Source organism: Pseudomonas inefficax (assembly GCF_032164165.1).
Lineage (GTDB): Bacteria > Pseudomonadota > Gammaproteobacteria > Pseudomonadales > Pseudomonadaceae > Aquipseudomonas > Aquipseudomonas inefficax.
Map to the genome: position 1 here is coordinate 1,832,762 of NZ_CP134401.1, position 20,719 is coordinate 1,853,480.

General features: G+C 55.3%; 16 protein-coding genes and 1 pseudogene. 8 read left to right on the forward strand and 9 right to left on the reverse strand.

Going from position 1 to position 20,719, the window contains the following annotated elements; genetic code table 11:
- The first annotated feature begins 101 nt into the window (after positions 1-101).
- Positions 102-1,343, forward strand: a complete 1,242-nt coding sequence (locus tag RIN61_RS08210) for a TIGR03862 family flavoprotein (protein WP_112253593.1) — start codon at positions 102-104, stop codon at positions 1,341-1,343.
- Positions 1,344-1,460: 117 nt separating this feature from the next.
- Here the strand turns inward: RIN61_RS08210 and RIN61_RS08215 are convergent, their stop codons facing one another.
- Together RIN61_RS08215 and yedA are read right to left on the reverse strand one after the other, a co-directional pair.
- The gene (locus tag RIN61_RS08215) at positions 1,461-2,792 is read right to left on the reverse strand and encodes an RNA helicase RhlE1 (protein ID WP_112253594.1); all 1,332 of its coding nucleotides are present in this window, start codon (positions 2,790-2,792) and stop codon (positions 1,461-1,463) included.
- 55 nt (positions 2,793-2,847) lie between these two features.
- Entirely contained in the window at positions 2,848-3,768 is a 921-nt protein-coding gene (gene yedA, locus RIN61_RS08220) for a drug/metabolite exporter YedA (RefSeq protein ID WP_112253595.1), read from the reverse strand.
- A gap of 154 nt (positions 3,769-3,922) precedes the next feature.
- On the opposite strand from yedA, the gene RIN61_RS08225 reads away from it, so the two are divergent.
- Positions 3,923-4,372 carry an Lrp/AsnC family transcriptional regulator gene (locus RIN61_RS08225; protein WP_015271918.1) on the forward strand — a complete coding sequence of 150 codons (450 nt, stop codon included), beginning with the start codon at positions 3,923-3,925 and terminating at the stop codon, positions 4,370-4,372.
- Here the strand turns inward: RIN61_RS08225 and RIN61_RS08230 are convergent.
- The 3 genes from RIN61_RS08230 to RIN61_RS08240 form a co-directional block, all read right to left on the reverse strand.
- On the reverse strand, positions 4,369-4,974 hold the full coding sequence (locus RIN61_RS08230) for a 3'-5' exonuclease (RefSeq protein ID WP_207877237.1): 606 nt from the start codon (positions 4,972-4,974) through the stop codon (positions 4,369-4,371). The genes RIN61_RS08225 and RIN61_RS08230 overlap by 4 nt on opposite strands.
- An 8-nt stretch (positions 4,975-4,982) precedes the next feature.
- The gene (locus RIN61_RS08235) at positions 4,983-5,462 is read right to left on the reverse strand and encodes a LabA-like NYN domain-containing protein (RefSeq protein WP_004576858.1); all 480 of its coding nucleotides are present in this window, start codon (positions 5,460-5,462) and stop codon (positions 4,983-4,985) included.
- A gap of 162 nt (positions 5,463-5,624) precedes the next feature.
- The gene (locus RIN61_RS08240) at positions 5,625-6,380 is read right to left on the reverse strand and encodes a DUF2076 domain-containing protein (RefSeq protein WP_207877235.1); all 756 of its coding nucleotides are present in this window, start codon (positions 6,378-6,380) and stop codon (positions 5,625-5,627) included.
- A gap of 166 nt (positions 6,381-6,546) precedes the next feature.
- Between RIN61_RS08240 and RIN61_RS08245 the strand changes: the two genes are divergently transcribed.
- The gene (locus RIN61_RS08245; RefSeq protein ID WP_112253599.1) at positions 6,547-7,203 is read left to right on the forward strand and encodes a YciC family protein; all 657 of its coding nucleotides are present in this window, start codon (positions 6,547-6,549) and stop codon (positions 7,201-7,203) included.
- Between the two features lie 36 nt (positions 7,204-7,239).
- Here the strand turns inward: RIN61_RS08245 and hrpB are convergent.
- Positions 7,240-9,387, reverse strand: a pseudogene (gene hrpB / locus RIN61_RS08250) (ATP-dependent helicase HrpB); the annotation flags it as partial.
- 14 nt (positions 9,388-9,401) lie between these two features.
- On the opposite strand from hrpB, the gene RIN61_RS08255 reads away from it, so the two are divergent.
- The 5 genes from RIN61_RS08255 (at position 9,402) to RIN61_RS08275 (ending at position 16,986) form a co-directional block, all read left to right on the forward strand.
- Positions 9,402-11,768 (forward strand): hypothetical protein, encoded by a 2,367-nt coding sequence (locus RIN61_RS08255; RefSeq protein ID WP_313856639.1) that lies wholly within the window; start codon positions 9,402-9,404, stop codon positions 11,766-11,768.
- On the forward strand, positions 11,752-13,827 hold the full coding sequence (locus RIN61_RS08260; RefSeq protein WP_313856642.1) for an integrase: 2,076 nt from the start codon (positions 11,752-11,754) through the stop codon (positions 13,825-13,827). Before RIN61_RS08255 ends, RIN61_RS08260 begins: the two co-directional genes overlap by 17 nt.
- On the forward strand, positions 13,827-14,444 hold the full coding sequence (locus tag RIN61_RS08265; protein WP_313856644.1) for a hypothetical protein: 618 nt from the start codon (positions 13,827-13,829) through the stop codon (positions 14,442-14,444). The genes RIN61_RS08260 and RIN61_RS08265 overlap by 1 nt, the downstream gene beginning before the upstream one ends.
- A complete protein-coding gene (locus RIN61_RS08270; protein ID WP_313856646.1) occupies positions 14,425-15,882 on the forward strand; it encodes a tyrosine-type recombinase/integrase in 1,458 nt (485 codons plus the stop codon). The genes RIN61_RS08265 and RIN61_RS08270 overlap by 20 nt, the downstream gene beginning before the upstream one ends.
- Before the next feature lie 276 nt (positions 15,883-16,158).
- Positions 16,159-16,986, forward strand: coding sequence for a hypothetical protein (locus RIN61_RS08275; protein WP_313856648.1), 828 nt, complete (start codon positions 16,159-16,161; stop codon positions 16,984-16,986).
- 171 nt (positions 16,987-17,157) lie between these two features.
- Here RIN61_RS08275 and RIN61_RS08280 read toward each other — a convergent pair whose 3' ends face one another.
- From RIN61_RS08280 to RIN61_RS08290, 3 genes are all read right to left on the reverse strand, one after another.
- Positions 17,158-18,021: a hypothetical protein gene (locus RIN61_RS08280; protein WP_050439908.1), complete on the reverse strand. Its 864-nt coding sequence runs from the start codon at positions 18,019-18,021 to the stop codon at positions 17,158-17,160.
- A gap of 49 nt (positions 18,022-18,070) precedes the next feature.
- Complete coding sequence (locus RIN61_RS08285) at positions 18,071-19,222, reverse strand: PIN domain-containing protein (protein ID WP_313856650.1); 1,152 nt, start codon at positions 19,220-19,222, stop codon at positions 18,071-18,073.
- A gap of 653 nt (positions 19,223-19,875) precedes the next feature.
- Entirely contained in the window at positions 19,876-20,655 is a 780-nt protein-coding gene (locus RIN61_RS08290; protein ID WP_313856653.1) for a hypothetical protein, read from the reverse strand.
- Between the last annotated feature and the right edge of the window lie 64 nt (positions 20,656-20,719).

Genomic DNA, 20,719 nt, shown 5'->3' on the forward strand with positions numbered 1-20,719 from the left:
TTACAAACAAGGCCTGAAGAGTAGTGATCATTTTTTGATCAGTGCTTCCACAGGCCGCGCTGCGCTAGAATGCGCCTCTTTTCCACAGCCTGCTGCCCACCATGCCTGATCTGAGCCCCGCCTTCCCTCCTCTCGCTGTCGTCATCGGCGGCGGCCCAGCCGGCCTGATGGCTGCCGAAGCACTGGCCCAGGCGGGCCTGCCGGTCGAGGTGTTCGATGCAATGCCTTCGGTAGGCCGCAAGTTCCTGCTGGCGGGTGTCGGTGGCATGAACATCACCCATTCCGAGCCATACCCGGCGTTCGTCAGCCGGTATGCCGAGCGCCAGGGCGAAATCGCTGCGCTGCTGCAAGACTTCGATGCCGACGCCTTGCGCCAGTGGATCCACGGCCTGGGCATCGAAACCTTCGTCGGCACCTCGGGCCGGGTGTTCCCCACCGACATGAAAGCCGCGCCACTGCTGCGCGCCTGGCTCAAGCGCCTGCGCGACAACGGGGTAGTTATCCACACCCGCCACCGCTGGCTGGGCTGGAATGCCGAAGGTGCATTGCGGATTGCTTATCCACAAGGCGAGCGGCTGGTGAAGGCCGCCGTGGTGGTGCTGGCGCTGGGTGGCGGCAGCTGGGCGCGACTGGGCTCGGACGGTAGCTGGCAGCCGCTGCTGGCCGAACGAGCTGTGGATATCTCGCCCCTGCAGCCCAGCAACTGTGGTTTTGAAGTGGCAGGCTGGAGCGCGTTGCTCAAGGACAAGTTCGCCGGTGCGCCGTTGAAGAACATTGCCCTCAGCGTTCCCGGCAGCGCGCCGCGCAAGGGGGAGTTCATCCTGACCGCGCAGGGTGTGGAAGGCAGCCTGGTGTATGCATGGTCAGCGCCGGTGCGCGAGGCCATCAACCGTGAGGGCCATGGGGTGTTGCTGTTAGACCTGTTGCCGGACAAGCCTGTGGACAAGATTGCCCGGGCGCTGGCCAAACCACGGGGTTCGCGCTCCATGGCCAAGCACCTGCACAGCCAGCTGGGTATCGATGGGGTCAAGGCGGCGCTGTTGCGCGAGCTGACCGATCAGGCGACCTTTGCCGACCCTGATGCCTTGGCGAAGGCGATCAAGGCCTTGCCGATAACGCTGGTGCGCACACGACCACTGGACGAGGCAATCAGCAGCGCGGGAGGGGTGCGTTTCGAGGGGCTGGATGAGGGCTTGATGCTCAAGGGCATGCCGGGGTTGTTCTGTGCCGGCGAGATGCTGGACTGGGAGGCGCCGACCGGGGGGTATTTGCTGACCGCGTGCTTTGCCAGCGGGTTGCGCGCCGGGCGGGCGGCGGCAAGCTGGCTCAAATCCCGAGGCTGACACCGCTCCCCTGTGGGAGCGGGTTCACCCGCGAAACATGCGACGCGGTGTATGGCACGGGCTTCGCCCGTGTTCGCGGGTCAACCCGCTCCCACAGGGACCGTGTAGGCCGCGAATCTACGGCTTACGCTTGCGCGGCCCACCATTGAAGCTCGGCACCTTGCGCACCGCCTTCACCGCCGGCTCCGCACTGCCTGTTTCAGCGCTGTCCATCCAGCGCCCCAACCCGCGCTTGGCGCTGTTTTCCTTCGGCTTCTTGGGCTTCTTCGGTTTCTTGATCACCTGGCCACTGGCGTCGGTCATCGGCACCCGGTGGTCAGGGATGAAGTCCGGCTCTTCATGACGGGGCAGGGTCTGCCGGGTCAGCACTTCGATCGCCGCCAGCAGTTGCACTTCATCGGCACACACCAGCGAGATCGCCTCACCCTTGTTGCCGGCCCGCCCGGTACGCCCGATGCGGTGCACGTAATCCTCGGCAACGATCGGCAGGTCAAGGTTGACCACCAGCGGCAAGTCATCGATATCCAGGCCGCGAGCCGCCACATCGGTTGCCACCAGCACCTGGATTTCGCGGGCCTTGAAGCTGTCCAGCGCGCGCTGGCGGGTGGCTTGCGGGCGGTCACCATGGATACCGTCGGCATTCACACCTTCGGCCAGCAAGCGCTCCACCAGTTGATCGACGCCATTGCGAGTCTTGGCGAACACCAGTACCTGCTTCCAGCGCTGCTTGCGCAGCAGGTGGCAGAACAGGTCGACTTTGCGCTTTTTATCCACAGGCACCAGCCATTGCTTGACGCTGGTGGCCGTGGCATTGCGCGGGCTGACTTCGATGCTCAGCGGGTCATTCAGGGCCAGCCCCGCCAGCATGCGAATCTGGTCGGAGAAAGTGGCGGAGAACAGCAACGTCTGGCGCTTGCGTGGCAGCGCCGCGTACACGGACTGCAGCTCTTCGGCAAAGCCCAGGTCAAGCATGCGGTCGGCTTCGTCCAGCACCAGGGTCTGCACCTGGTTGAACTTCACGGCGTTCTGCCGGAACAGGTCGAGCAAGCGCCCCGGGGTGGCCACCAGCAGGTCGACACCACGGCGCAGGCGCATCATCTGCGGGTTGATGCTGACCCCGCCATACACCGCATAGGTACTCAGTGGCAGGTTCTCGGCGTACTCGCGTACGTTGTTGTGCACCTGCTCGGCCAGCTCACGAGTGGGCACCAGCACCAGCGCGCGGATCGAGTTGCCGGCCACCTTCTCGCCTTCCAGCGCCAGGCGCTGCAGCACAGGCAGGGCAAAGCCCGCGGTCTTGCCGGTGCCGGTCTGGGCCGCGGCCATCAGGTCGCGGCCGGCCAGTACGGCGGGGATGGCCTTGGCCTGCACCGGCGTCGGGGTGGTGTAGTCCAGTTGCTGCAGGGTGCGCAGCAACGGTTCGATCAGGCCGAGTTTGGCGAAATTCATGGCAATACCGTCAGGGGGTTCAGCGAAGGCGGCAAGTTTACCGCATCGCCCCTGTCTACTTGCAGATTTCGCCTTTCAACGGCTGCGCCGGCTCAGGTGCCTTGCGCCACTGCGGCAGGCCGATCAGCACCACCGCGCCGATGATCACCGCCATGGCCACACATTCTTCGGCACCGATCTGCTCACCGGCAAAGATGATGCCCAGCAGCACGGCCACTGCCGGGTTGACATAGGCATAGCTGGTGGCAGCTGCCGGGCGCACGTGCTTGAGCAGGTACATGTAGGCACTGAACGCCAGGATCGAACCGAAGAACACCAGGTAGGCCAGTGCCCCCCAGCCGGCAGCGGTCGGCATCTGCGTCATGCGCTCGCCAGACAGCACGCTGCCGAGCAGCAGCACAGCGCCACCGACCAGCATTTCCGCGGCGCTGGCCATGGGCCCCTGGGGCAGCGGCAAGGTCTTGCTCCACACCGAGCCGAATGCCCACGACGCTGCCGCAAAAATGATCAGCGCAGCACCAATCGGGCTTGCCTGCAGGTTGGAGCCCAGGTTCAGCAGGCCGATACCCACCAGCCCCAAGGCGATCCCTGCCCACTCCAGCTTCGAATTGCGGTGCCCGAACAGCAGGCCGAACAGCAAGGTGAACAGCGGTACCGTCGCCACCGCCAACGCCGCCACGCCTGAGGCTACGCCAGCATGCTCGGCCACGGTCACGCCACCGTTGCCACAGCTGAGCAGCAGAAAACCGATCGCCCCCGCAGCCCGCCACTGCGGCCAGGTCGGTGCCGGCACACCGCGCCAGCGCAAGAAGCCATACAGAAGGCCCCCGGCAATCAGGAAACGCACCCCGGCCATGAGCATCGGTGGCCAACTTTCGACGCCTATGCGAATGAACAGGTAGGTGGAGCCCCAGACCAGGTACAAGGCCAGGAAAGCGCCAATGAGCAACAACGGGAAGCGACGGGAGGCAGGCATGGGAAACACTCGAAATCCGTTTACGGGTGGCTTAGTTTAGAAAGGCCACCGGGTAAACTTAAGTTACAAAACAACTTTAAATCACCCGAACACTTTGCATTGCATGGTTATTCGGATGCTTTTCAATAGAATCGAAACAAGACGGGAATAACCCATGGACAAGTACGACCGTATGCTGCTCGCCGCCCTGCTCGACAATGGCCGCGCCACCTTCGCGCAACTGGCGCGCCAGGTGAACCTGTCGGCGCCGGCAGTGGCCGAGCGGGTGGCCAAGCTCGAGGCCAGCGGGGTTATCACCGGCTACCAGGCCAAGGTCGACATGAGCAAGATCGGCCTGCCGATCCAGTGCGTGATCGAACTGCGCCTGGCCAGCCACGGCAACCAGCAAGCCTATGAAGCGTTGACCCAGATCCCCCAGTTGACCGAATGCCACCGGGTAACCGGCGACCCCTGCGTCATCATGCAGGCAGCGGTGGGTTCGATGCCGGAGCTGGAAGAACTGATCAACCGGGTCGCGCAGTTCGGCTTCAGCAAGACGTCGATCATTCTCTCAAGCGCTGTGGAGCGGCGGGTGCCGCTGGCGCAACTGGAGAAGAAGCCCTAACAGAACCTGGCCAGGGTTTCACGAACCTTCGCGGCTGGGGTTTTCTGCAGGCGGCAGAGCAGGTCGTGCGAGAGTTGCTGTACACCATGGCCCTGGCGCAGCACTCCAGCCAAGTGTTGCAGCAGGTTGGCGGCCATTTCGGCATCGGCCATGGCCCGGTGCGCGGTACCGGTATCCGGCAGCCCGGCCCAGCGGGTCAGAGTGCCCAGCTTGTGGTTCGGCGCCGCCGGCAACAGGCGCCGTGACAGCAGCAGGGAACAGGCGAAGGCCTGGCTGCGGTTACGGCCGATGCGGCTCAGTTCGTAGTCCCAGAACTTCTGGTCGAAGGCGGCATTGTGTGCCAACAGCGGGGTATTACCGACGAACTCGGCCACTTCGTTCATCACCTTGTCCACCGGCGGTGCACTGCGCAGCATGGCGGTGGTGATGCCGGTGAGCCCGGCGACGAAGGCCGGTACCGGCACGCCGGCGTTCATCAGGCTCTGGTAACGCTCGACGATGCGCCCGCCCTCGAGCATCACCACCGCCACCTCGGTAGCTCGGCAGCCGGCGCCGGGGCTGATGCCGGTGGTTTCAAAGTCGATGACAGCGATACGTTCCATGAAAAATCTCAGTGTTTTAGCAACAGCGCACCCTCGATGGGCACATAGCGGGTGGCGGCACGGATCAGCGACAGTGCGGTAAGCCCGGGCACACCATACACCACTGCCTCGGTGCCATGGCGCTGTATCACCCGCTCCAGCAGCAGGTCGAAATCGCCATCGCCGGAGGCCAGTACCACTTGGTCGACGCGGCTGGCGGCGTCGATCACATCCAGGGTGATACCCACATCCCAGTCACCTTTGGCCGAGCCATCGCTGCGCTGGATGAAGGGTTTGAGGCGCACATCGAAACCTAGGTTGCGCAGGATCTGCTGGAACTGTTGCTGCTTGCTGTCGCCACGGTCGATGGCATAAGCCACGGCCTCGACGATCTGGCCTTCGCGGCTGACATCGGCCCACAGGGCGGTGTAGTTGAAATGGCAGCCGTGGGCCTGGCGCACGGTGTAGTAGAGGTTCTGCACATCGGCGAACAGCGCGATCTTTTTCACCTTGGAACCCCTTGGTCGGCCTGGAATGCTGGGGGCTGCTTTGCAGCCCTTTCGCGACACAAGGCCGCTCCTACAGGGGTTCGCGTACCCTTGTAGGAGCGGCCTTGTGTCGCGAAAGGGGCGCAAAGCGCCCCCAAAACTGCGAGCAGTATGCCAGACCTGTCAGACGTACGAATCGTCGTCCGAGAAGAACCCGCCATCATCGCTGCCATAATCGCTGTCGGCATAACCACCCTGGTCGCTGCCCCAACCACCGTTGTCAGCCACCTGCTGCTGCGCCCCCGAGTCGTTCCAGCCACCGCTGTCGCTGGCCGGCGCCGGCTCTTCCTTGATCACCTCTACTACCTCCTCCGGCTGCGAGTTGTGGTTGAACAGGCTGCTGATGCCCTGCGCCAGCAACACACCACCCGCCACACCGGCCGCAGTCTGCATCGCGCCGCCGAGGAAGCTGCTGGCACCACTGCGTGCCGGTGCAGCGGCAAAGCCAGACTGCTGCGCTTGTGGCTGGGAGAAGCCCGGCGCCGACGGCTCACGCCAGCCACCGCCAGATGCCACGGGGGCTGCAGCGGGACGCTGCGGTTGCACGGCCGGGGCCGCATTGCGCCCAGACGAACCAAAGATGCTGGACAGGAAACCACCACCACCATTGCTCGGCGCGCTGCCGGCACGGGCGGCCTCGGCCTGGGCACGAGCCTGCTTCAGTTCGGCTTCCAATTGCTTGTTCTGCTCGTCGAGGCGCTTGATCGCCGCCTCCTGCACCAGAATCGCCTGGGCCATGTAATAAGGCGCCGCCGGCTGCTGGCGTACGTGTTCCTCGATGCATGCCTGGGCCTGCGCATCGCGTGGCTGGCTAGGGTCCTCGGCTTGCTTGAGGCGGCCGAACAGGCCGTCGATCAGGGTTTGTTCTTCAGTATTCATGGGGCGACCTCGTGGGGTAGCGGACAACGGACAGCGTCAAAGATGGGGCGTACAGGCGTGGGATTCAATCACCGGCGGCGTGAAACTTTTTTCAGCAAGTGACAGCCCCAGGCCTGCTTTGGGCTAAAGTTATGCCCCTGTTTTTACTGCCATGCGATGTAGACCGATGAACCCGCTGAGCGTCCTGCGCGACTCCCTGTACTTCTTCCGCCGCCACCTGCCGAACATCCTCCAGCTGTGCCTGCCGCTGGTGGTGCTGGAAGCCTTGCTCACCCAGCTGCTGTACCGACAGATGGGCGATCAGGCATCGCCGGCCTACGGCATGCTGGTCAGCCTGCTGTTCTACCCGCTGTACAGCGCCGCGCTGATCCTGTACCTCGACACCCGCAGCAACGGCCAGGAAATCGCCAAGCGCGACCTGTTCGCCCGCGCCCTGCAATTGTGGCCACAGCTGGCCCTGCTGATCCTGATCAGCTCGCTGCTGATCATGGCCGGCCTTGCGCTGTTCATCTTCCCGGGCGTGTGGATCATGATCAACCTGGTGTTCGCCGAGTACCTGCTGGTACTGCGCGGCCGGCCGGTGGTGCAGTCGATGCGCGACAGTGCAAGCATGACCACCGGGCACTTCATGCGCATCATGATCTGTGTCGTAGGTGTGCTGGCACCGATCTGGTTGATTGACGGCCTGCTGCTGATGGCCTTCCCCGAGCCATCGCCAGGCATGGAGCTGGCCATGGACAGCCTCAGCGGCTTCCTGCAGTTGTTCAGCACCGTGGTGCTGTACCGCCTGTTCATGTTGCTGGAAGGCGAAGCCGGGGCGTAATGCCCAGGCTCATCGCTTGACCGGAACTCACTGTTATCAGGTCCCTCGAGGCTTGGCCCGTGCCGTTGCCTCGGCCACCAGCGGGTCATCCGGCCAATAGTGCTTCGGATAACGCCCCTTCAAATCTTTCTTCACCTCGGCATAGGTCGTACGCCAGAAGTTGGCCAGGTCCTGAGTTACCTGCACCGGCCGGCGTGCCGGTGACAACAGGTGCAGCTTGACCTGCTGGCGGCCGTTGGCGATGCGTGGGGTATCGGCCAGGCCGAACAGCTCTTGCAGGCGCACCGCGAGGATTGGCGGGTTTTCGCTGTAGTCCAGGCGGATGTTCGAGCCGGACGGTACCGTCAGGTGCGCAGGGGCCTGCTCTTCCAGGCGTTGCGGCAGCGGCCAGGGCAACAGGTTGCGCAGCATCGACGGCAAGTCCAGTGCGGCGAAATGGCTGAGGCGCGACACCTTGCCCAGGTAAGGCTGCAACCAGTCTTCCAGGCTGGCGAGCAAGGCCTCGTCTGCAAGGTCGGGCCATTCGCTGTGGCCGTCCTTGGCCAGGTCCAGCTGACGCAGCAAGGCCACGCGCGCCTGCCATTGCCGAAGCTCGGGAGTCCAGCTCAGCAGGTTCAGGCCTTTGCGCCGGACCAGGCCAAGCAACGCGCGAGCCCGCGCTTCGTCATCCAGGCCGGCCAGCGGTTCGCGGCTGAGCACCAGCTCGCCGACCTTGACCTGGCGTTCGGCGCGCAACACCTGCTCGCGCTCGTCCCAATCGAGGATATCGACCCGCTCGACCTGTTCAGCCAGCACGCCCTCGAGCAGCGCCGGATCGAACTCGGCAGCCAGGTAGATACGTTCTTCGCGCTGGCCCTGGCGGCTGCCCAGGTCGGCGATCACCAGCCACGGGCACTTCATCAGTGCGTCGACTTCGGCAAACAGCGCCGCACGGCCGTTGGCCAGCCGATATTCCGCACCGCCCTCGCGGCGCTGCTGGGCGACGCGGTCGGGGTAGGCCAGCGCCAGCAGTGCGCCCAGCCAGCGCGGGTGATCAGGGTCTGCAACCGGCGAGCCTGGTTTGCCACGCAGCAGGCCACGGTACTGGCGGGCCAGTTGGCGCGCACGCTGCACACCGCCGCGGCTGCCACGGGCGGCCTTGCTCTCGCCACTGACCAGCGCCAGGCGGCTGTGCAAATCAGCACCGCCGCCGCGCTGGATATCCCGCTCGCCCAGCAGCGCCGCCACATCGCAGGCCATCTGTGCCAGGCCCAGGTCCTGGCCGCGCAAGAGTAGATGCGCAATACGCGGATGCGCCGGCAACTCGGCCATGGCCTGGCCGTGTTCGCTAAGGTTGTCACGGCTGCCAGGCTTGAAGGCATTGAGCCGCGCCAGCAGGTCCTGGGCCTGGGCGAAAGCGGCCGTGGGGGGCTGGTCGAGCCAGCGCAATTGCTCGGGCGTCACACCCCAGCGCGCCAGTTGCAGGGCCAGGCCGGCCAGGTCGGCCTGCATGATTTCGGCGCTGCCGTGGGCGGCCAGCTGGTCATGCTGGGCCTCGGACCACAGGCGATAGCACACGCCGGGCTCCAGGCGGCCGGCACGGCCGGCGCGCTGGGTGGCGCTGGCACGGGAGATGCGTTGAGTGTCCAGGCGGGTCATGCCGCTGCCAGGGTCGAAGCGCGGTACCCGGGCCAGGCCTGCATCGATCACCACGCGCACGCCGTCGATGGTCAGGCTGGTCTCGGCTATGTTGGTGGCCAGCACCACCTTGCGCAGGCCCTCGGCCGCAGGGTCGATGGCCGCACGCTGGGCGTCGAGATCGAGCTCGCCATGCAACGGGCAGAGCAGGACCTCGGGGCGCTCGCCCAATGCTTCCTGCAGGCTCTGGTGCACCCGGCGGATCTCGGCCTGACCCGGCAGGAACACCAGCACACTGCCGGTCTGGTCAGCCAGTGCCTGCAGCACGCTGTCCACTACCCGTGGCTCGATGAACTCGCCCGGCTGGAAAGGCCGCCCCCAACGGATGTCGACGGGGTGCATGCGGCCTTCACTGCTGACCACCGGGGCATCATTCAGCAGCCGCGAAAGGCGCTCGCCCTCCAGGGTCGCGGACATCAGCAAAACCTTCAGTGGCGGATCGTCCCGCAGCAGTTCCCGACCATTCAGGCTCAATGCCAAAGCCAGGTCGGCATCGAGGCTGCGCTTAGTGATTATGCCACTTGCACTATCTTGTCAAAGGTGCGAAAAACCCCGTCATAGAGGCCTTACAGCCGAATGAACCGGAGCAAAATCCTTTGACAATTATCAAAAACACCTCCTCTCTGGACTACTACCCGTACCGGATGCTGTCGCAGGATGTACGCGCCTTGATGGAGCAATGCAGCACCGTCATTACCGCCGGCAGCTTCCCCTATCTGATGAAGCTTTTTGAGGCCTACTGCCACTTAACGGGTACGGCGGTGACCTACCTCGGCATGTCGGACAGGAGCTTCCATCGCACCTGTCTCGGGTTCATCGGTTCGTTCAGCGGCCACTGCCTGATCGGTGGCGCCCATCAGACCCGCCGCCGCTACGCAACCAACTACATGAAGCTCCTGGATGAGATGCAGAAGCACGTGCCCCTCTGTCCAACCTATGAACAGAGCCCAGATTTCTTCAAGGAATGTGCCGCTGTGTGGGAAGAACAGAAGCTCCAGCTAGACCATCATGCTGCGAGGTACTGGAACGGTTGGACTATTACCGACCCTAAGGGTACGACTATTATTCTTTCCCTGCCGCAGATTTGGCATTCTCATGGCAGTGAGTTCGCGGAAGAATTCTTCAAAAACTATAGTGCCACTCATGAAAACAAGTTGAGGAATGAAAACGCAGAACTGAATCATTTCCTTGACTATGTAGCAGCTAACGCGTCTGAATACCCACCAGAAACGTTCGGCTGCCCAGTGGGCATTAATAAACTCTTCAATAATTACCTGACCGAAAGCTGGATTAGATCTTCCAATGCCGGGGTAGGCAACGAAGCAAAATCACAAGTTTATTCAAAGTTTATATACTCTATTACTGAAAGCTTTCTGAATCCGGGAATTTGGGCCAAGCCATTTAGTGGCAGCTTAAACAAAGTTCCTGTCATACCGAAGTGCGGGTCTCGCCGAAAGGTCATCGAAAACGATGAAGGTCGAGAGGTCAAAAACAACCTCATCACTGAAATCCCCCTTGAGCTTACCGACTCAGAAGCAATTGAACTTCTCTTTAAAAAAATAAAGTCAGATAATGCACTCGTATACAAATGGGCGAGAAGTCGGTGCATGAAAGTACGTAAAGCACAACTCCGCCGAATCCGACTGGCAAAGTCAGGCACTGTTATTACGAACAGATACCCAAGCGCCAATTCCATCAATGACATTGGCGTTGAAAACATCTGCGCTTCGTTCGAGGCACACGGCTTGCCGTTCTTTCGGGAAGACTACCAAAAACGCTTCGGCAACATGCAGAAAGCTGAGATATCTAATGAGCTTGGCCTACCAAAAGGCTACGACTTCATTGCATTTCAGCTCATGCTAGTCCACTCGCACCCTGAATTGACTGAAAGTTTTTTTAAAGGCTTTGAGCTGAATAACAAATATGGAAAACCCTCCGGCCTCTTAAAAACCAATAGCGGTTATCAACTTGTTGGATACAAAGAGCGCAAAGGGGGCAAACTAAGTGAACAAAAGATTGACCTAACCCCGCGTACTGCTGCTGTAATCAGGATGCTCATTCAACTGACCGCACCGCTTCGTAAAGAGCTAGAGGAAGCAGGGGTCGATGACTGGCGATATTTATTCCTTCACTGCAACCAGTATATCAACCAACCTACTCGCCCCGGATTGAAGCGATGGGGTAGATATACCGAAAAAAGCGTGATGGAAGAAATCGTTAGCGAGTTCGCCAATCACAGCTCACTCGGCGATATTGAGTTACGGCGACTCGTTAAACGAGTATCCACCAACAACTATCGCCCTTCGGTTGCCGTCGAAAAATACTTAGAACACAATAGTGTAACAAAACTCGCTCGAAGCCTCGGACATACAGCCTATCGCGCCGATCTACTGAGCTCGTACTTACCACAGGTCATATTGGATTTCTTCCAAACACGTTGGATCAGGATATTCCAGAAAGGGATCATTCTCGAAGCGATGAAAGATAGCTCATATCTTCTAGAAGCTAGTGGCTTTGAAAATATGGACAAACTCCACGAATTCCTGTCAAACCACGCTTTAAAAGAGATTCCTGAAGGTATGAAATCTCCAAAAGATCATACAGGGAAATCTCAGAAGCGCCGGAGTAAAGAAGACGAGCAGCGAGTACTGATATCCATTAGCACTCCGTTGATGACCAGCCTCGTCTCGTTGCGCGACGCAGTCAACTCAGCATCTACGCCAGACCAAGTGAATGCGAAAGCTAAATATTGGGCGGCTTTCACAACGCTGATCTCGTCAAACATCCGAGAAGGGTTCGATGAAGACCTCCAGAAGAGTCTTGATGTCGCTGAGGCCAACACCAATCCCGAATCTATGAAGAAGTTCATATATGAATCTGCCGCCTAACTTAGCGTTTCTGAAGAAATTCACACAAGATCCGCGTGAAATCTACCGGAGTGCCACTTGGCTGCAAAGCGACTTTGACGAAACTCAGTGGCACTACAATTTTGGCTACATCCAACCCCTGCATATCGACTGGTGCGTAAAGCTCCCCGATGGCAGCATGCTTACCGATGACAAGAACAAAATCTTATTAGAAAGTTTTAAATATTATCTTATTGGTGCAACACGAGACTCTCACTCGAACGAAACCACATCCAAGGAAATGCAGGCGAAGCGCTTTGCTACTGCTTGCTGCGTGATCGACTATCTGCTGATTAATTGCACCAGATACAAGATTCACAAATTTCAACTTGGGGAACTCACATCCGGCAACCTTAAAGAGATATTAGAGACAATATCTCAGAGCCCGTACACGCATGAGTCAATCCACAATTGGACAAGCGAGCTAAAGAAATTTTGCTTAGGTCTATTAGATTCAACCTGCGCTGAAAAGATCCAGGAAACCATAAGCCTCAATCCTCAGATTCTGGATATAACAGATGAGCAAAGGGACGATGCCACGTTAGGCATTGAAGAAGCCCTGATCCCTAAAATCAGAGCATGCCTGCTCCTGCATGGGTACTATTACAAGACAAAGCATGGGAATCAACCTAACTCAGCTTTGATCTCAAGGGATATCTACAAAAGCTGTATTTGGGGCAATACGACGCTCAAGCCAGTCAACCTAATCCTGACGTATAATGAAAACTCTTGCTTATTTGAGAGAGAGTATCCCCGTGCGCAGGTACGCAAAGATAATGAACAGCTTCTGGGCGAGAGCGGATACGCCTCGTACAAGCACGCTGTTTATAGCCTAGGAATTCTCCATGAGGTGGGTTACCCTGCGCCACCGATCAAGGCCTTGGTGGAAGCAGAGCAATTCAAGCCTAAGCTGTCGAAGTTGGGGCGTTTCCAAACTCTTCCATCAGAGGTGGCTTTCAAATCAATTCGCAATGCTATCGAGTTTCACTTCAAACATGGTCAAAGCCTTGTTGATGCAATGTGCAGCATAGCAGAAGAGTGTCAACGACTTAAGGTGTCGCCAGCGGGCCTATCTTCCAAAAGAGTACGCCAACTAATTAGCCCAGATCTGGTTAAACTTGGAGTTACAAGGTTGTCCCTGGGTATCCCTGACGAGGATCACGACTACTCTACACCGCACAAAGGAAGTAAATCTGATTACTTCAGAGACCTCAGGGCTAACCGCGGCCTCTATGAGATGATCGGCGTCTACGTCGGGGGTATTCAAATAGTAGTCGGTATTTTAATGGCTCGACGCATGAGTGAATTAACGGGCCTGATGGCAGACAATTGCCTGGACAGTACGGAATCTTGGCTAATATTCCTGAATGCTAAAAGCACACGATACGCTTTAGGAAAGCGATTGACAGAAGCACGCCCCATAGATCCGATTGCTGTGCAGATGATTAAAAACCTGACACACATGCAAACAGAACTCAAGCGCATAGGGTTCATTAAAACCTATAAAAAACTCTTTTCTACTCCCCACATGAGGGGAGCGGCTAAGCTCACCCAAAGCAATTTCAATGGAAATCTCGATATTTTTTGTGACTATTTTGAGACCCCATTGAACAGCCAAGGGCAACGCCTTTACATCCGACAGCATCAACTGCGCCGCTTCTTTGCGATGCTATTTTTCTATTGCAGCGGGTTTAACAACCTCGGCACATTGCGATGGATGCTTGGCCACACAGACCCGAGTCATGTTTGGCATTATATTTCCGAAACAATAGATGGTGCCATTGTGAGAACCGCTAGTGCACAGTATCTGGGAGAGCGCCTCAAGTCTGGGGATTATTCCGAGTATGAAGATCTGGCGACGCTGGTTAAAGATCATTACGGGACAGATGATGTCGAGGTAATTGACAGCGATGCCATTGAAGACTACATCCTTGACTTGATAACAGACGGCTGGCTTGAGGTTGAGCCGGAATTTTTCACTGACGTGCATGGCGAGAGCTACAAAATTGTAGCCAAGCTGACTAAACCCAGGAGCGCCTGATGAGTAAAAAAACTAAGGACGTGCAACTGTCGCTGGGAATCAATGCGCTCCAGCAATTACTTATTAATATTATTAAGCGCCCAAAAGAACATGCAGGCGACCTAGAGCTTCGAGCAGCATTAAAAACACAAGCTAATCTGGCTAGGATTCAGCGGACTGTACTAACAGATTCGGGTGTGGAGCTGAGCACCTTCCCAATGAGCCTGAACACTCTTAAAACTCATTCCACCATCATTATTTCAGGCGGCTACAAATCGCTTGATGACTTACGCCGCAAAGCTATTGCGGCTCTAGAGTACTCCGACAAGAAAGCCGCCAGGGCTAACAAAAGAAGTAAATCGGGATTAACACTTAAAGTAGAAGAACTTGAAGTTGAGTTAGAAATCCTGCGCCAGACAAATATGATTTTGCTCTGCGCACTCGATGACGCACTACATCAGTTCGTTACAATAAGTGAGGGTTCCGACGCCGCTCGACGCGAGGAACGTGCTGAAAACGCGTCAAATAGTCTGAGGGCTATTGTCGCGATGAACAATCATCCATTCGATCAACTCTCTCGCCCCTCCCCTGCACCGAGCTTAGAGGTAACTGACCTAAATGCGTACCGTAACCGATAAACCTGCTAAAAGCGTGACTTCCCAAAAGATATATCATCTCCTTGGGAGTTTCGAGGTCAACGAACGTTTTTCGGTTGATCGCCTCTCCAAGCAAGACGCGAGCAATATTTCCTATATTACATGGCCTGATAAATCACCGTGTCTAATTGGGAATCTATATATGCTAAATCTGTTAAGACGTGTTGGACGCGGTGGCCGAGTAGGATTGTCCCGGAAGGGCGATAAGGGTGGCAGTATCGGAGACTACGCTGCGAAGGTAAGCCAGCTGCTCAAGCGCTGCTATCGGGACTCGATCGAACCGAAAGATCTTACCGACGCGAAATTTGGCGAGTACGTTAAAGAGATGGCCAATGAAAAATCATCTAGGAATCCTTCAATCGAAAAGAAAAGTGGCGCTTCAGCACGAGCCACGGGGCGAGTTTGGCTAGATTTTTTAACATACGTCGGTATTTTTTATGGAAACCCTAATTTTGTTTCTGAGAACGGCGTAATACGAATAAAAATCGAAACCTTCGCTACCAAAGTTCGTGGAGGCGCTCTAATTTGGCGAAGTTATAAAACTCACCGGTCATTTACGTTTGCAAGAAGGGAACACAAAAGAGACCCCATCACCAATGAAGACATTGAAAAACTAACGACCGCCAATCGGCACTCGAAATCTAGCGCTTTTGTCCGAGAGCGCCGAGCTTGTTTACTTGATCTATTTGAAGCCACTGGGGCTAGACGGGACGAAATTCAGAACGTCTCCACCGACGACATTATAGATGCACTGGATCATCCTGAACACAAACTAACCTTGATCACACTAAAGGGCGGTGGTGAAATTAAAAAAAGGGAAGTTCCTGTCCCACTTATGATCCTACGAAAGATCAGAACTCATATACGAAAAGCTCGCGCAGCTATAATAGCTGCACACTATAAACTAGGGGCCGACCATAGACAGCTTTTCATTTCTGAACGCACAGGCAAAGCGCTTAGCGGCCAAACGTTATCTAACGAAATAGGACACTTGCGGAAACTAGCCGGAATACCGCACCAAGTCTGCCTGCACATGTATCGCCATGCGTTCATTACCAAGAAAATCTTAAAGCTTCTTAACGAAAACCAAATTCGCAACGACGATGAGTTCCGAAAAAGCCTTATTGACATAAATACTTTTATCAAAGAGATTCAACAAGAGACCGGCCAAATAGACGAAAGTTCTGTTGAGCACTACATTAATTGGGCATTCCGCGACCTAGCAAGCTATGACGAAACCATAAAGTCAGTAAGGCACCACCAAATTAGGGAGGTCTACCTTCGCAAGCGTAAAGAACTGAGAGACGCCCTGCTGGAAGGAATGCCGACTGAAGAATTTGTTGCTCTCGACGAAGAACTCGACGAGAGCTTTAGTGAAGATCTAGCTGTCGCAGACCGAGCGCGCTCAGCGCTTCATTAAAATTGAAGTAGCAATTGGGCACGGGTTCAAGGTCACTTAAGGTGCTGAAAGGGGCCACTTGCCTACTCTACGCCCTATCGCCCCAGAACACATCCAGTTGAGAGCCAGGCGGCCACCCAGGGCCCGAGGCAGCGACCTACACCAAGCATGGGATACAGCGCTGACAGCCCTGCCGAGGTGCGGTAAGGTAGCGTGGACAGTCACTCATCAGGGCTGTTTACTATGTGCTTTGATTTAGAATTACGACAGTAACAATGGATGTAATACAAGAGAACAATGGAAATTCTAACGTTAGAAAAAATCGAAACAGTTGCAATGAAGTACAACCTTGCCTTCGGCCCATCCACGATTGCTTCCGGCCCCAAGACAAAGACCTATAAGCTTGCCATAGGCTTCATCCTGTTAACCGTTGTCTTCATGGTCGGGTCTTTTGCTGCTCAGGTCGCAGACTCCAAGCTCACTCTACCCCTCTGTCTCATTGCCGCTATGTTCGAGCTAGTTGCTCTATACCTACTGGCACGCCGATACGATCCGGAATACCGGCAGTTTATGCTCAGGAAGCATGGCATCCTGGGTAGCGAGACAACTTACTCCCGCAGCAGGCTCGAGGACTACAAGAGTGCTTGGCTGAAGCGGCACATTAATGCCTCCGAGGCTTCCTACCTGGAAATTGTAGAGAACCTTGATAAGGTCATTACCCTTAGCAAAAGCTTTAAAGAAAATGCGCTAACCGTTGGTGAAAGCATCATCAACCACATTTTCAGTATAAAGCTGTTTCGCGGTTTCTTCACCCTTGGTTTCGTCGGGCTCGCGATGAACGCAACGTTCAGGATACTGGATAACAATGAAAGCTTGAAAGCGCAAGCAGCTCCATACCTTCACAATCTCACAGCTTACACTGTTACCAGCATCATCCTTGCGATCTACTGCGCCGTAGTCTTCGGAATGGCTGCCTTGGCCTGGAGAGCCTCAAGGGACTTTTACCTGGAGCGTCGCAAAGGAAAATGCTCGAAAAACTCGTTGAACTTCTTTGTCCAAGCCCTGTTAAAACGAGCCACATTGCCCATCTATGATGCGAGGTTGACCAGTAGGGCAGCGGCTTAAGCTCGTCTGTAAGACTCTCTGTGACAGTCGTCGGCTTGCTACGAGGACTCTGCAACAGGATACGCACCTGATCTTCTGAAGCAGGTGCTATCCCCGCCTGCGGCCATGTAGAGACAGCGCGTCCCAGTCGCCTAGCCTGGCAGCCCAAGCTCTCAGCGCTAGCGTCTCTACCTATCCCTTTGCTTTGACAACCGATTCAACGACTTTCCCTAGTAGCTCAAGCTCACCCTTCTCCAGCTTTCTGGCTTCAAGGATCTCTGTAGACTGATCTTTCTCAAGCGCGGAAACTTTAGAGAAGTATGAGTCGCTTTTCACAAGCTCCATCAGATTGATCTTCGGTTCGGACTCAGCTGAAAGTATGAGCAGCGCGCTGACCTCTTCGCGCCTCCTTGCGATAGACTCATAGTATCGAAACTCATCCATAGCCGATCGATACTGCCTCAAGAAAAAGAAAGCTACAAACTCAATGAAGAACAATATACCGAACTTTGGCGCCAATAGAAGCAACTTTTCGCTGAGCGCACCCGGCTCATTTAGAGTGGTTGTTTGGGTATAGAAAAATACAAGTCCGGAGAATGCCACCAAAACGCCGAGCAACAGATAGACGCCGGAGCGGCCATAAATGTCTTTGGCAAGCTTACGAGATCTTTCAGCTTGCCCAAATAAAGCTTCCGTCCCGCTTGATAAATGCGGATTCTTTACTCGAGCATCATCGAAGCGACTTTCCTCCCTAGCGGGCGCAATGTAATCTCGACCAACATTAATTACGGACTCGTGACTAAAAGCCTTAGCTTTCATCAAGAACTCTAGAGGATAGCTTGAGAAAATCTGCCTGAAAAATATTGGAAATATTGTAAATAGCGTAGCTATAATCATATCCCAGTAGTAGTCCCGCACGAAATACTTAATAGCATCATACTCATACATGTAAGTCAATCGGAGCAAAAGCGCCACGGGGATGATCAACCAGAGAAGTATTTCTGCGGAGTGCGGAAGCCTTAGACGAACCTTTGGTTCTTGAATATGCCCATTCATTTACATAAACTCAATCAACAATGTTGTCACAAATCGTCGAGACCGGACTCTAAACAACCACTTTCCCTGGAATAAATTCGATGTCAAGGGGCGAATCATCTGCACCGATGTAATTGGCGTGTATCAACATGCTTTCGGGCGTAACACCTTCCGGGAAATGAATATCAACTTGACCAGTGATCTCGCAGGCTTGTAGTGCCGAAAATTTACAAAGTCCTGCCCGATCGGATGAAATGACATCAACCCACTCCTTGACATCGTCGGGAGCTTGAAGCCATTCGTTATAATCAGCGAGAAATATAAAACGTGCATTCGCCGTAAACGATATCGGTACGACATAGTGCCTTGGGGCAAGAGAGGCTACGGGCCCGAACCTCAGACTTTTCACCGACTGGGCAACCACCCCCTTTACGACTGGCTCTCCATAAACCACCAGTGGTAGTCCGCTTTTGCTCTCGATCTCTTCACCCTGCCAGGTTGCATACTGGAAATCAGATTCAGGAGCGGAAAAGTACTTTATAACACCGACAAGGAATTCCTCGGACGCTATGGCAGCTTTGTATGCCTCAATGGCTTTGTCATGAGAGTCGAGCTCATTTAGTTTATTCACGGCATCAGGGCTGGAAATAAATTCCGACAGCTCACTAAAGACGCGAACCCCAGGAACTTCACTCATGAATTTTTTCAGCTGTCCATCTTTACAAATGAACGTTAGCTCTTCCTCATCGCTAGCAAGGCGCTCCAGTGACCTCGCTATGACTGCATCAGGAATGTCTTCGCGATTTTTAGCACGCTTGAATGCGCCGTTCCCAGAGAAATAGTCGTCCCAAGCCAACTCATGCACTTGGGCATCTGCCTCTATAATTTCAATCTGAAAATCACGTAACCAAGCCTCAGTAGAAGCTTCCCGACTTGCGTCTAAGTCTGGAGCTAATTTTTCTATTTGACTTTCCAGCCTGGAAAGCGCGCTCATCTGAGCGCCAGATTTTAAGAATGCTTTGTTTATTTCTAGAAGATTGTCCCGAACACTCTGCAATCTGGAGCACGTCTCAGTGTATCGCTTTGTATCGTGCTCACGAAGCACAATTCTACTGATATATAGCTTCACAAAGCCTGCAATAATGAGCCGCTGCAATAAACGCATCGACTGAGAATTAAACCCCTCCTGATGCAGCACGTTCGTATCGAGCGACACTCTCACAGACTTCGTCCTAGTTGAAGATTACGGCAGGGCTAACTCAGAGCACAAAATGATCGGGCTCTCGCTCCCGATGACTCGCCTTCATCAGCGTTTTTAGTAAGCGAACAGCTGAGCATAGCCTAACGCCATCATCATAGACAATCTGCTTCCAGCGACATCACTTCGGTGATGAGAATCCCCGGCCAATGACGACCAAAGATTAGGTACCTGTCCTGCTTACCAGCCAGGCGGCCATCCCGTACCCGAAGCAGCGACATGCACGGGCGACAACTCCCTCAACAACCAGTGGCTTGTCCGTCACTCTTATCGAAGCTCAATGTCCTGCCTTTCCGCCTAGATGTGCGCTTGGCCTTCGTGCCGGTACCAGCCTTGGCCGTGGCCCTCACACTGTCCTTAGCTACTTTCTCATCAGAGCTCCGCTAAGATGGCAGTGAGACTGCACATCAAACGCCCTTAACTGCTCGCTGATCCGAACTGCCTCAGGGACGGTCACCTGAACTGCCCTTGGCGACCCTGATAGCGAGTCAAGCCGGCTTCTCCAGCGCCTTTAATAGAACACTCGAACCCCATAGCCTATGATGCGTGCGCGAGTGATACTCAATGGCATTTCTCAACAGCACGCTCCAGATATAAACTCACCTTCCTTAAATGCTCTAAGCTTTCGCGTCACACGACGCGAGGCAAATGCCTTTGTTCTGTGCTAGCTGGCACAAATCACCCCAGTTATCAGCTACTTGAGGAAAAGCCAAATTAGGAGATTCCGGCAGCATTTTCAGAATTGCCTTTTTATGTGTAACCAAGGTGATGTGCATAGCTTTACTTATACCGGCATTCTGATACTGAAGCGCCTCTTGATAAGCAAATTCTAAGGCAACCTTACCTACCGGAATTACGGCATTGGGCTTCCCACCTTCATCATCGTCAAAGAAATACACTCCCTCAGAGTGTCTACTCACGATAGACCTGTAGTCGTCAAGTACAGACCCAGACCCCAACTCAAAAATTTCAAATGGAGTTCCTTCTTTAGTAGTGCTGATGCTATATCCGGGCGAAACCATTTTGAACATTCCAAATGATTTATGGGTGCCATTAGGAGCAACAAACACCAAGAACTGTACCTGACCATCCATAGGCGTACGATTTATTTCATCGCTACGATTTATATGGCGTCTCAAATCATTAGCAACATGCGATGGTTCCGCATACCACGCGCTTTTAACTTTAGGCGCATAATTTCTCTTAAGATCTTCTATGATTGCAAGAGCCAATCTCACGGAGCCAGCGAACAACACCGTGATCTTTGGCGTAATCAGATGAACTTTTTGCAAAATATTCAGATATTTAAAGCCACCGTACTCCAAGGGTATTGTAATCTGGACATCTGACATCGCCCTTGCACAAAACAGATGCTTACCACCAATCACCCACGTCATCCGTAAACCTCTAACGTAAATACCAAACACACCTACGAACCAAACGCTCAAGCACAATATTCTT